This window comes from Gracilibacillus oryzae (assembly GCF_009498735.1).
In the GTDB taxonomy this organism is placed as follows: domain Bacteria; phylum Bacillota; class Bacilli; order Bacillales; family Amphibacillaceae; genus Gracilibacillus; species Gracilibacillus oryzae.
This window is the reverse complement of sequence record NZ_ML762431.1, coordinates 54,462-68,294: the sequence shown is the minus strand read 5'-3', so window position 1 is coordinate 68,294 and position 13,833 is coordinate 54,462. Positions and strand designations below refer to the sequence as shown.

Annotated in this window: 9 protein-coding genes and 1 pseudogene; 9 read left to right on the top strand and 1 reads right to left on the bottom strand. The window is 36.5% G+C overall.

Annotation, left to right across the window (positions count from 1 at the left end; translation table 11 throughout):
• Positions 1-27 precede the first annotated feature (27 nt).
• The 9 genes and pseudogenes from F9U64_RS11740 to F9U64_RS11700 form a co-directional block, all read left to right on the top strand.
• Positions 28-954, top strand: a complete 927-nt coding sequence (locus F9U64_RS11740; protein WP_153403627.1) for an ABC transporter ATP-binding protein — start codon at positions 28-30, stop codon at positions 952-954.
• Entirely contained in the window at positions 947-2,182 is a 1,236-nt protein-coding gene (locus tag F9U64_RS11735) for an ABC transporter permease (protein WP_153403625.1), read from the top strand. The genes F9U64_RS11740 and F9U64_RS11735 overlap by 8 nt, the downstream gene beginning before the upstream one ends.
• 198 nt (positions 2,183-2,380) lie before the next feature.
• Positions 2,381-4,120, top strand: coding sequence for a cache domain-containing sensor histidine kinase (locus F9U64_RS11730; RefSeq protein ID WP_153403623.1), 1,740 nt, complete (start codon positions 2,381-2,383; stop codon positions 4,118-4,120).
• The gene (locus F9U64_RS11725; RefSeq protein WP_194287352.1) at positions 4,113-5,627 is read left to right on the top strand and encodes a response regulator; all 1,515 of its coding nucleotides are present in this window, start codon (positions 4,113-4,115) and stop codon (positions 5,625-5,627) included. Before F9U64_RS11730 ends, F9U64_RS11725 begins: the two co-directional genes overlap by 8 nt.
• Before the next feature lie 226 nt (positions 5,628-5,853).
• Positions 5,854-7,845, top strand: a complete 1,992-nt coding sequence (locus tag F9U64_RS11720) for an alpha-amylase family protein (protein ID WP_153403619.1) — start codon at positions 5,854-5,856, stop codon at positions 7,843-7,845.
• Between the two features lie 21 nt (positions 7,846-7,866).
• A complete protein-coding gene (locus tag F9U64_RS11715) occupies positions 7,867-9,411 on the top strand; it encodes an extracellular solute-binding protein (protein WP_153403617.1) in 1,545 nt (514 codons plus the stop codon).
• A gap of 131 nt (positions 9,412-9,542) precedes the next feature.
• The gene (locus F9U64_RS11710) at positions 9,543-10,496 is read left to right on the top strand and encodes an ABC transporter permease (RefSeq protein ID WP_153403615.1); all 954 of its coding nucleotides are present in this window, start codon (positions 9,543-9,545) and stop codon (positions 10,494-10,496) included.
• A 23-nt stretch (positions 10,497-10,519) separates the two neighbouring features.
• Positions 10,520-11,404, top strand: coding sequence for a carbohydrate ABC transporter permease (locus tag F9U64_RS11705; protein WP_153403613.1), 885 nt, complete (start codon positions 10,520-10,522; stop codon positions 11,402-11,404).
• A gap of 20 nt (positions 11,405-11,424) precedes the next feature.
• Positions 11,425-12,336 (top strand): annotated as a pseudogene (locus F9U64_RS11700) (2-hydroxy-3-oxopropionate reductase); the annotation flags it as partial.
• A gap of 245 nt (positions 12,337-12,581) precedes the next feature.
• Here the strand turns inward: F9U64_RS11700 and F9U64_RS11695 are convergent.
• The gene (locus F9U64_RS11695; RefSeq protein ID WP_153403609.1) at positions 12,582-13,376 is read right to left on the bottom strand and encodes a MerR family transcriptional regulator; all 795 of its coding nucleotides are present in this window, start codon (positions 13,374-13,376) and stop codon (positions 12,582-12,584) included.
• Positions 13,377-13,833 lie beyond the last annotated feature (457 nt).

Genomic DNA, 13,833 nt, shown 5'->3' with positions numbered 1-13,833 from the left:
TAACAGAGCAAATAAGGAGGAATAGAAATGGAAGTTTTTTTGAAAGTAGGCCATCTAAAGAAATCGTTCAAGAATACAGAGATACTTAAGGATATATCCTTTGAAGTGAACAAGGGTGAGATTATGGCAATCCTTGGCCCGAATGGGGCTGGGAAATCTACGACTATCCGTAACATTATGGGGATTATGTACCCGGATGATGGCACCGTCACATTCTTGGGGAGTAAGCAAATTCCCCGTAACAAGATCGGCTATTTACCTGAAGAACGAGGACTTTATCAAAATGTGCAAGTAATGGATATCCTTCTCTATTTAGCAGAATTAAAGGATTACCCAATAAAAAAGGCGAGAGAACGGGCACTTGCCTATCTGAAAAAATTCGGATTAGAAGGAAAGGAAAAGACGACTATCGATGAGTTGTCAAAAGGAATGGGGCAAAAAGTACAGTTTATTGCCAGCATCATTCACGAACCTGAGTTTTTAATTCTGGATGAGCCTTTCTCAGGACTGGATCCTGTCAGCCAGGAGTTGTTTAAACAGGAAATAAGGGACCTGGCAGCAAATGGGACTGCCATTCTATTATCCTCTCATCAGATGAATCTGGTAGAAGAAATGTGTGATCGTCTGTTTCTCATTCATCGCGGACAAAAGGTGATTTACGGCAAGATGGATGATGTAAAACAAGAGTATGCGAATTTTAAATGTACCATTAAAGGTGAGAATAGACTGGAAGATATGGAAGGTTTACCTGATGTGCAGCGGGTGGAACAGAGGGACGATACTACGATCATGTATTTAACAAAAGATATCCAGGTTGCTTCATGGTTAAAGAACTTACCAGACCACATTGATGTAAAAGAATTATCGATCGACCGTATCTCCCTGCATGAAATCTTTATTGATATTGCGACAGATAAAAATATGTTAAAAGAGGGGGCAGAGACGAATGCGTAACTCATTAAAGGTAGCGAAATGGGAAATGAAAAGAAACTTGAAAAATAAATCATTCATGATCGGAATATTTTTAACACCAGTTTTATTTATCGGATTTATGCTGATCGGTAGTCTTTTCGGAGGTTCAGAAGGGGAAGAAGCAGTAACTCGTGTCCTTGTCAATGACCAGCTTGGTGTTCTGGATACACTTAATGAAACTGCTGAAGTTTTAGACTTGAATATAGCCTTGGAAGCAACGGATAAAAGTGCAGCGGTGATGTCAGAAGAAATAGAGGGGATGGAGAATACAGCTTATGTCATGCTTGATGATTCTGCTCTGGAAAGTGGCGTCTTTCCTGTTTATACGAGCGATGATGTGAATTCGTATTTTATGAATCAATTGCAAGCATTAACCACTCCTCTAAAAACATTACAACTTCAGCAATTAGGTCTGACAGAGGAAGAAACTGCCGCTATTTCACAAGGATTAATTTTCGAAGAAGCAGCTGTCAGTGAATCTGCTGGCGAAGGAGAGCAGGAAGGAACTTTTTCGAATGAAGATACTTTGAAACGGATTGTACCTGGGGCATTTGGCGGAATTATCCTGTTGTCGATTGTGTTCTCAGGGATGTATATTTTCCAAAGTGCTTCCCAGGAGAAGAAAGATAAAGTTGCTGAAATTATGTTATCATCTCTAACACCGGGGGAATTGATGCAAGGAAAAATTATTGGTTACTTTGGACTCGGAATGGTGCAGCTTGTTGTGTTTTTAGCATTTGGCATTCCGTTCGCCCTTTGGAATTTGGATATTCCTTTATTCGAATATCTGCTGGTTCCTGAGCTTCTCTTATATATTGCCATAGCTGTATTGGGATATTTTCTGTACGCAGCCCTTTTTGTCGGTGTTGGAGCTACGATGGCGGATATGTCATCAGCAGGCAACTTCCAGGGACTTGTCATGATGCTGCCCTTCCTGCCATTTCTCTTTATTGGCCCAGTAGTGAGTGATCCAAGCGGTCTAACTGCACAAATTGGATCCTATGTTCCTTTTACCGCACCAGGAGTATTACTGTTAAGACTTTCCATGCTGGACACTTGGCCGTGGGTTGAAATCATCATTTCACTTGTTATTTTAGTAATAAGCATCTGGATCTTTATGAAACTTGCCGGTAAGATTTTTAAGACAGGTATTTTGATGTATGGAAAAAATGCTACGCCACAGGAGATTTGGAAGTGGATTCGGGCTTAGTTGATAGAAAGTATGAACGCTGCTACGATTTGTAGGAGCGTTTTTTCCTGTTTTCAAATAATCAATAAGAAAAAGAGCAATTATCCATTGACTTATAAATATAATAGTATATTGTATTAAACAAATGTAAGCGTTTGCTATGATTTGATTAATAATAAAGTTAGCAATGAAATAATCAGTGCAGGGGGGTTGGGTTATATGCGTAAGAAATTTATTAGGAAACCGAGAATTAAAAAGTTAAGAACCCGCTTTTGGGTTGCTCTAATCTTGTTATCTATTCCTTCTATGTTCTTATTAGGTGCTGTTTCCTACCATATATCGAAAGAAACAATCGTGAATAATCATGTTCAAAGTTATCAGGATCTCTTAAGAACTTCCAGTGAAATGTCTGAGCTTACATATGAGAGTGTGATAAATTTACATAGACTAATCTTATCAAATGAAGAAATTAGAAACGAACTTTTGCTAGTAGAAAGTGGTTCCACTGACTATTATAAAACGGCAATTATATTAAATGACATCCTTTCCCAATATACCCTGAATACGAAGTATATCGATTCTGTATGTCTATTTGATGTCGAGGATAAGTCCTATTGCTATGGTATATCCAGAAAAGGAGCATATTTTTTTAATAATGTTCAGGAGATTAAAACAAAAGATTGGTACCAGCGTGCAAAACATGCGATGGGAAAAGAAATATTTTTGACTAAAAATATCTTAACTGGAAGTGAAAATAGTTTCTCTTCAGTCAAGTTATTGCGAAATCCAAGCAATTTATATAAAGATCCATTGGGTGTACTTGTTATTAACTTGAGCAAAGAGATGTTTGATGCCATATCCGTAAACTATGGTGAAAGTACTTTTATGATAGTGGATCGTAACGTTCCTGCAACACCTGTTCCAATTTATATCAACAAGCAAAACAAGGAACTCTCTGACATGGTAATAAATAATATAGAAACTTCCCAATTAGAAGCATTAGAGAATAACGGATTCTTAGGCAGCAGTTATACAAATCCGATCACAGGCTGGTCTTATATCCATTTAGTTAATCAAGATTATTTATTAAAGGATTCGAACAAAATTGGAGGCATTACCTTTACCTTTGCAGGAATAATGGCCATCATGGCAGTCTTTATATCTATTTATCTGTCTGATACTATTCTTCATCCGTTAAAAAAACTAAAAAAAATGGTTATGAATATCAACCAGTATGAACATACATTAAACAGTTTTGCTGATGATGAGGTTGGAAATATTGGAGGACAAATTCAAAAATTAGTCAAAAATAATATTGATTTAAATGAAAAGCTGCTACATTCAAGATTAAAAGAGAAAGAGTCAGAATTAAGAGCATTACAAGCCCAAATTAAACCACACTTTTTGTACAACACACTTTCCACAATTTACTGGATGGCGATAAAGAATAATATGAAGGAGATTGCAAACATTACCATTTCTTTATCCGAAAGTTTTAAACTAAGCTTAAATAGAGGCAAAGAATTCCTTACTGTTCAGGAAGAATTAGATCATATTAAACATTATTGTTCCATTCAGTCCATACGTTATGGTAATAGATTGAACTATATCGAAAATGTCCAACCAGAAATGAAAAATAAGCTGATATTAAAATTAATTCTGCAACCTTTTGTGGAAAATGCCTATTATCATGGTTTAGAAGCAAAAATGGGAGAAGGTTATGTTAGATTAACAGGTTATATGGAATATGATCAAATGATTTTTATAATTGAGGATAATGGAATAGGAATGGAGAATACCAATCTGATACAAAAGGGATATGGGATTAAAAATGTAAAAGAACGTTTGTTACTTTTATACGGAAAAAACAGCTCCTTGGATTTTGAAAGTGAACTCGGCAAAGGCACGACAGTAACGATTAGAATACCACTGGTTCAGGAGGTAAATGAAAATGATTAAAGTAGTTATCTGTGATGATGAGGTTATTGTACTTGATGCCGTTCAAAGTCTAATAGATTGGAATCGATGGGGGTTAACGCTGGTTGGAACAGCTACGAATGGTATAACTGCATTAGAATTGATAAAGAAGCAACAGCCTGACCTCGTCCTAACAGATATACGTATGCCTGGTCTGGATGGCTTCGCTTTGTTAGAGAAATTAAATGAAATAGAGTCATCCTCTTATTACATTATTATGAGCGGATTTGATGAGATAGATTACTATAAAAAAGCAATACAACTGGATGTTATTGACTACTTGGAAAAACCGATATCCATCGAGAGGCTGGAAGGATGTCTCGACAAGGCATGGAAAAAAATACAAACAGAGAATGAAATAAAGGATTTAAAACAAAAGTGGCAGGACTCCCAAAGTCTTATTACAGAGAAAAAAATGATAGATCTATTAAATCAAACTAAGTTAACAGAGCAACAGTGGAATGATGTGGCAGGTATAAAAGCAGCAGAAATTACTGCAGTCACTGTTGGAGTATTTCGATCAAATAGTTTTGTTGAAGTAAAGAAGATTATTCGTTCATTTAGAAGTATTCTGGATATGGAGATTTTCCTAGTAAATGACGGAGAGACATCTGTTATTATCTGGCTTCAGTATGGAGATTCTGATCAACTAACAGATTTCTTAACAGCTCTAGCCGATTTAAATACTGTAATAGGAATAGGTTCCACATATAGAAATCCTCTCAAGATCAGAAGAACATATGTAGAAGCGCATGAAGCCTTTAAGATGGGAGAATTCCTGGAAAAAGGCGGAGTTACAGCTTTTGCTGAATTAAATTTTAGTCATAAAATATCTGATACGTTAACAACTTTAGAACAAAACATAATATTCAGCATCAGATCTGCTGATAGTGAAAGAATAGATGCACTTTTGGAAGATTATTTAAAAGATATAAAGCAAAATAATGTATCACCAGATGTCGTGAAACAAGAGTGTTTAAAGCTGATTTTTTTAGGATTAGAGGTAATGAAAGAAACAGGTATAGAATACAGGTGGAAAAAAGAAAATTTTGTACCATATGTTGAATTAGAAAATTTTCATTCGTTAGAAGCGATTGAAAAGTGGCTAAAGTATCACTTCAAGGAGATGCTTAATTGGTTAAAAGAATTACGGAGTAAGCAAAAACATATTTCTGTTCAGAAAGCATGTACCTATATTGATAAAAACTATTCAAATGATATATCGCTTGAGAAGGTAGCTTCAATCGTGAAGATGAATCCTTCATACTTCAGCATTCTTTTTAAAGAGGAAGTCGGATTATCCTATATTAAATATATAACAAAAATCAGAATTGATAAGGCGAAATTAAAGCTGAAAGAAGGAAAGAGCATAGCAGAAGTTAGTGAAGAAGTCGGTTATTTAAATCATCGTTATTTTAGTGAGTTATTTAAGAAAATGACAGGATTAACACCTGGGCAGTTTAAGAAGCAACAAAAAAGTATCTTTTAAGCAGTAACTTTAATTATCTGTTAAACCTCTGGTGGTATAGCAGTTTGCAGTTTCTCCCACTGAGAAGCACTGGTGCAAACTGCTTCTTTTTTGGCCCTATATCCAAAAAAATCTGAATAAACATAAAAAAGTTAGCGCTTACACTGTTGCTAGGCAAATGCTATGCTATACCTGTACAACGAAGCTGGAAAGCGGAGCTTCTAATATTTATTGGGAGGTGAGTCACATGAATTGGTGGTCAGAAAATCAACTGAGACTTATACAAACCAATATCAGTGAAGTAAATGCAGATTTAGATGTGGATCTTCTAATTCAACAGCTGAAGGATTTATCGGCAAACACCCTTATGTTAAATACTGGGGGAATAGAGGCCTTTTATCCAACGAAATTAGCGTATCATTATCAATCACCATATCTAAAAAAAGATCTGATCCGAGAAGCGGTACGAAAATGCCGCGAAAATGACATCAAGTTTATCGCAAGATTTGATTTCAGTAAGGCACATGAAACCATTTATTTGAAACATCCCGATTGGTTTTATCAATCAAAAGATGCTGAAATAGTAAATTATAATCAAATGGTTCATACCTGTGTCAATGGGTATTACCAGCAAGAATATTCATTAAAAATAATAGAAGAAGTTATCGATCACTATCCTGTTGATGGCATATTTTTCAACATGTTTGGTTACCAGACAAGAGATTACAGCAATAACTATTTTGGAATCTGCCATTGTCACAACTGTCAGGAAAGGTTCCAAGCAATGTTTGGTCATGACTTGCCAGTTGATGAGAATCCAGAAGACAAGGTTTATCAAGACTACCTTACATTTAAGCGTATCACAACAAAAGAAATGCTTGAACGCATTCATGATTTTGTGAAAACGAAAAATAAAAACATAGCGATCTCCACATATGCTGATCATAAGGTGGATATTGTCCGTAATGAATCAAATACTGCAGTAGACAGACCGTATCCCAAATGGATGTACTCTGCTTCAGAAAATGTCCAGTCAATTGAAAATACTTGGAGAGATAAGTTAATAAGCAACTGTGTCATTAATGCAGTCGATATTTTTTACCGATTTGTTGGTGTCTCCAAACATGAGGTGAAAATCAGATTGTACGAGAGTATAGCAAGCGGATCAGGGCTGGATTTCTGTATTATAGGTGTATTTGACGACTATCCTGATCGAAATAATCTTGAGGCTGTTAAAGAAGTATTTGCATTTCATGAGAAAAATCAGCAATATTTTGGGAATTTCACCTCTGTAGCAGATGTACTTCTCATTAAGCCTAATGAACATAGTACAGCAAAGGAATACCTTGGCATTTACAAAATGTTAAAGGAAGAGCATATTATATTTGACGTTTTAAAACAGGATAATCTGGCAGATCCATTACAGCCTTTGGAAAAATATAAGCTTATCCTCTTTCCTAATATGAAAAGTCTGAATGAAAAGGAATGGGAGATGATACAAAGCGCCCAGATTAAAGGAGTTCATCTCATTGCAACAGGGCAATCATTCACAAGTGATGTCCCAAACCAGAATATGCTTCATGAGGTTTTTGGTGGTCATTATCAAGGAATAAAATCGAAAACCCGTGCAGATTATCTGGAAGTAATGGATAAAAAGATCTTTCCAAGTTTTTTACAGCGTGACTGGATTTTTCTCGATGGGAATTTTACTACAGTAGTATTTGATAATACTGTCAGGTCATTCCTGCCATATATAAAAACATCTCGGTTTGGCCCTCCAGAACGAGTTGGTGGCCATCAAAAAAATGGGCATTATGGGATGGGTTGGCATGAGAAAAACGACAACATCAACGTGTATCTTCCATGGAATATTGGCTATCTGTACTATCAGTATGGATATGAAGACCACAAAAGGATCTTAGCGGATGTAATGGACCAAATTATTGGAAGGGGTTACATTATTGAATCAAATGCTCCTGAGAGTGTAGAGATATTCTTACACAAATATGATAACAAAAATTATATTCTGCAATTATTAAATCTCTCTGGATTCAATGGAACTACGTATCATGAGCATATTACGGTGAGTGAAATTGACCTGTGCTTAAACCTCGAAGAAGTGAAACATGTTAATAGTTTAGTTAATGAAAGTAGAATTTCCTATGAAAAACAAAATAATCAGCTGCTGATAAAGCTTGATCAATTGGATAGTTATGAGGCACTTATACTAAAAACATGAAACCTTTAGGAGGGGAACATTTTGAGTATTTCAATTAAAAAGAACTTATTATATGGATTATTTATTAGTTTATTCGTTTTTATACTGACAGGTTGTGCAAGTGAAGAAGAAACAAGTAATGATAATCAGGAGAATAGCAATAATACGGAAAAAAGTGAAGAGGATGGTCCATTACAGTTTGAAATGATGGCAGGATTATTTTCTGAAGTGCCTGATATGGATAATGAGTTCTTTTCCACACTGCAGGAAGAAACAAAGGCTGAATTAGAGATGATATGGGTGCCAGATGCTGAATATGATACGCGATTTGATCTTGTATTAGCATCAGGAGATATCCCCGAGGTTATCTGGCAAATAGATTTCACAAAGCCAACGTTACTTCAATCAATTGACCAGGGTGCTTTTTGGGATTTAGCTCCTTTTCTTGGTGACTTTTCCGAGTTTCCTAATTTAAAAAATAATCTGACTCCAGGTGTATGGGATTATGTCACAAGGGATGGGCAGATTTGGGGTGTGCCTAGGTCAAGAGCTTTAATTGAGCCGGGGATCAAGATGAGAAAGGATTGGCTTGAAAAATATGATATTCCAATACCAACAACGTTAGAAGAATATAAAGAGGCTTTATCTGTAATTGCTGATAATGATCCAAGCGGACAAGGAACAATTGGTATAGCAGAGGGTGTTAATGGTCCGCTGATGATTGCATTTGGAGCTGCGACACCAACCTATAATGAAGAGGGTGGAATGATTAAAGATATCCTGACACCTCAATATACTGACATGGTGGAATGGTTAAATGGGCTATATGAGGAAGGGCTTATAGCTGAGGAATTCTCAGGGTTAAATGGTTTCCAAAAACAGGATATGCTCCGCTCAGGCAGATTGGCAAGTTACACATACAGTATTTACAGAGATTTTCCTTGGACAGAGGATATCAAAAAGGTTCAGCCAGAGGGTGAGTTAATGACATTACCGCCTTTAGAAGGACCAGGAGGCCACACAGCACTATTAGCAACCGGCTCTAGTGGAGCATTTTATATATCGAAAAAGGTTCCAGAGGAAAAAGTAATGAAAATACTTCAGTATTTTGAAAAGACAGCCAGTGAAGAGATGACAGAACTTGCTTATTACGGAGTAGAAGGTGTGCACCATGAAGTGAAAGATGGTATGAAGGTATTAAATGATCTAGGAACAGAGCAAATTAATACAACATCTATGCAACCATTTACCCCGGCATATAAGAAGTGGGCAGAGGTACATTATCCTGGAGTTTCAAAAGAAGAGAATCTCGCAAAACAGGAGGAAGTAAAAGGGTATGAAGAGTTAGGAAAACAGAATCCGTTTGATTGGTTGTATTCCTCTACTTGGGTAAATGTTTGGCCTAATTATCAGAGCGAATTTGACAGTAAAGTAACACAAGCCATTGTTGGAGACATATCAATGGAGGAATTCAAAGCATATGTAGAAGAGTTACGTAATGATCCAGAAATTAAACAAGCATTTGAAGAATTTGCTGCATCCTATGAGCCATATAAAGAACGTGAGCTTTCATTGGATTCAGAATAAACTCAATACGTCTATGTTAGAGGAATAATAACCATTAGTTGAAACGAATTTGCACTTATAAATTAAATGGATAGCCGTCAAAAATCATTTAGGTTATCCATTTAATTTTTCTATAGAAAGGAGAAAACTGGATGAATAGAGTCGGAGTTGAAAAACAAAAGCTAGCATCATCATCTAAATCAAATGCTATGTTTAAGAAATTAATAAGATATCGATATATCTATCTTTTAGTATTACCAGGTTTCTTATTCTTGATTATCTTTAAATTTATTCCGATGTGGGGATTAATCTTATCTTTCCAAGAGTACAATCCTTTCCAGGGAATATTAGGTAGTGAATGGGTTGGTTTTAAAAATTTTACTGATTTATTCTCAAGTGACCAGTTTTATATGATGTTTAGAAACACTTTATTGATAAATATTTTTAGTCTTGTATTTTACTTTCCGCTTCCGATTATCCTTGCCTTAATGCTTAATGAAGTTAGACATGAAGTGTTTAAACGAGTAAACCAGTCGATTGTATATTTGCCGCATTTTCTCTCATGGGTTGTTGTAGTAAGTATGACGTATTTTATGTTATCAGCAGATGTCGGAGTATTGAATAAGTTATTGAACCAATTAGGGATGGATCAAATAGCTCTAATGTCAGAACCAAAACTTTTCTGGATTTTATTAACACTTCAAAGTATCTGGAAGGATGCAGGCTGGGGTACAATTATTTTTCTTGCAGCAATTGCGGGAGTAGATCCTCAAAGGTATGAAGCGGCTGTAATAGATGGTGCAAACAGATTGAGACAGATCTGGCATATAACTCTTCCTGCGATAAGACCGACCATTATCATTCTATTAATTCTTCGTCTTGGCAGCATGATGGATGTAGGATTTGAACAGGTCCTGCTTATGTACAGCCCAGTCGTTCGCGATGTGGCTGAAGTATTTGACACTTATGCCTATACACAGGGTATATTGCGTGGTCAAATCAGTGTTGGTGTCACCGTTGGGATGTTTAAAGGAATTGTAGGTTTGATTTTGGTTGTAGCTGCGAATCGAATAGTGAAAAGGTTCGGTTATGAAGGATTATATTAAATGATGTTAAGGAGGTTACAAGATTGAGCTTTGTCTATAAAAAGAGATTATCAGTTAGTGATTGGATCAATTACTCATTACTTGTGGTAATCGCTGTGATTAGTTTATTTCCATTTATATATGTACTCAGTGTTTCTTTTACTGATCCAGATTCCTATATCCCTTTAAAGCTATACCTTTTTCCTGAAAATTGGTCTTTAGCATCCTATGAATATATATTGTCTACTGCAAGCTTTATGAATGCATTAACAAGTACAACTTTTATAACAGTAGTAGGGACTATTTTAAATCTGGCATTTACATTAACGATGGCATACGCTTTAACAAAAAGAAAAGTGCCTGGTATGAAATTTATCATGGGATGTGTCATCTTTACACTCGTTTTTAGTGCTGGAATTGTACCCAATTATTTGCTTGTAAAAGAATTGGGACTGCTTAATTCTTTATGGGCCTTGATCCTTCCTAATTTAACAAATGCATGGAGTTTAATAGTAGTAAAAAGTTTTATCGATAATTTACCTGATGAGCTGGAAGAAGCAGCAATTATGGACGGATGCAATGAATTAGGGGTTTTCTTGAAAATAATATTACCGCTAAGTATGCCTGTTATTGCCGCTTTTACTCTGTTCTTCGCTGTAGGCCATTGGAATCAATATTTCCAGGCTCTCGTATATCTAACGGATTCAGAAAAATGGACATTGCAGGTTTTGGTAAAGTCACTGGTTATTGATTCTGAAACGATTGGAGCTGCATCAAGGGGGGCTGTTTCCGGTGACTCTACTCAGCCTCCATCTGAGACAATTCGAATGGCTTCGATTATTTTGTCCATGTTACCTATATTAGTTGTTTACCCGTTTTTACAGAAGCATTTTGCTAAAGGCGTGATGTTAGGTTCTGTGAAAGGGTAGCCAGATATCTCGCAAATAAATGGATGAGGAGTGATGAAATGAAAAGGATTGGTTTTATTGGACTTGGCATTATGGGGAAACCAATGGCAAGAAATGTTATAAAAAATAATTACGATCTGGTTGTCTATAACAGAAGTCAGGCATCTGTTCAGGAATTGGCCAAGGAGGGAGCAGAAGCCGCTGCTTCACCAAAGGAAGTCGCCGAAAAAGCGGATGTAGTTATTACAATGTTGCCGAACGGTCCTGATGTTCAGGAAGTGCTTTTTGGAGACAATGGGGCAATACATGGTTTATCACACGGAAAAATATTAATCGACATGAGTTCCATTTCTCCCGTCATAACAAAGGAAATAGCTGTTGCTCTCAACAAAGATGGTATCCGCATGATGGATGCCCCAGTCAGTGGTGGAGAACAAGGAGCGATTGATGGGACATTAGCTATAATGGTCGGAGCTGAACAGGGAGATTTCACCGAATACTTTGATCTCTTGTCTGCAATGGGAAGCAATGTAAAACTAGTAGGGGATGTTGGTAGCGGAAATGTAGCAAAACTAGTAAACCAGTCAATCGTTGCCGTGAATATAGCAGTGATTTCAGAAGCCTTTCTACTAGGAGCCAAAAGTGAAGTTAACCCGCAAAGCATATATGAGGCAATCCATACAGGACTTGCGGGGAGCAACGCTTTGAATAGTAAATTCCCGCTCATGATAGAAGAAAATTTCAAACCAGGATTTACCCTTGAATTACACAAAAAAGATTTAGACAATGTATTGGAAACTGCCAAATCATTAGATATGGAAATGCCATTAACTACAATGGTAACTGAATTTATTCAAGAACTGATAAACAGCGGGGAAGCCAAGAAGGACCATAGTGCATTATTGAAATATTTTGAAAGTGTTTCATCAACTAGACTGAATGAGAGGGATTAAGGCTTATTCTGCATAAGATGATGTTAAATCCAGGATTTTTTATTTGCTTAGATCATCCATCTATTGTTACTTACAGGATTATACAGGTAAAGCTCTCACAATGTAAGGAAAGTGGCATAAAAGAGAGCTTTGCCTATATTGCTGATAGAATTGATGTATACCTGCATACAGAGGTGCGGGTTATTTCTTCGGTTTTTACTGGTCAACAAATCTGTCATATACAAGCACCTCGAAAGGCATTTCTATCATTCTTCATCTTCCCCATATAATGCTTCCATCGCTTCTCCTATTTCCAGTAAATATGCTTCTTCTTCCACTGTCAGGAAAGTAGGAAACTTAAAGTCAGCCATATCTGGATCTAGTAATTCTTGTGCTTTTTCAAGCTGTTCTGCTAGTTCTTCTTTATTATCAATATGCTTAGTTGCCATTTCAGTCACTTCAATGATCAGATGAAAAGCTTCGGGTGATTGAGGAGAAACCCCTCTATTCATCAAATCTTTTACCTTTGCCAGCCATTCTAACATTTCCACATCCATTTGTTGTCTCTGCTCTTTGGGAAGGGCGAAAAATTGATTGGCGATATCATCCGAAAAATATTCTTTGACCCACTCTATCTGATCTTCTTCGTGTTCAATCTGAAACAGGAGAGAACTTAGAACTGTCCATGTAATCGGCTTTCCATCTTTCATAATATATTGTACTCGCTCTATTGCTTCAATGGCGCGGTTCAATTCATTGCGTTTTTCTAACAGAAGCTTGTGTTGTAATGGTAAATACTTTTCCAATTGAGAAAGAGCATTTGTCTCATTCTCATTCTCCATGATATTTTTTATTTCCTGTAGCGAATAACCTATAAATTTTAATGCCTGAATCTTCTGGAGTTTCATTAATTCAGCTAATCCATACAATCTGTGGCCTGCACTATTTTGCTGTTCTGGTACCAATAAACCTAATTCCTCATAAAAACGTAATGTTCTAACCGATATTTTTGCCCGTTTTCCAAATTCACCAATCGTAAATTTAGGTTCCTTATTTTCCATATTATTCATCCCCGCATCATCATAATGTTAGATTAGCATATGACGTAACGGAGGGCGCAAGGGGAAAATAAAACTTAAGGGTGTTTTTTACTCAAGTTATAGATCACCATATTTCCAGCTGGGATTTTAAACAATATTTTGCTGAGTTTCAACTTTAAATGGAAACTCAATGAAACAGAGAGCAGATTTCCCGTTAACAGTGAAATAAAGCGGAAAACGAAAGGAAGTAGGCGCTAGATTTCCCGTGAACAGTGAGATAAAGCGGAAAACGAAAGGAAGCAGGCGCTAGATTTCCCGTTAAAAGTGAAATAAAGCGGAAAACGAAAGGAAGCAGGCGCTAGATTTCCCGTTAACAGTGAGATAAAGCGGAAAACGAGAGCAAGCAGGCGCTAGATTTCCCGTTAAAAGTGAAATAAAGCGGAAAACGAAAGGAAGCAGGCGCTAGATTTCCCGTTAA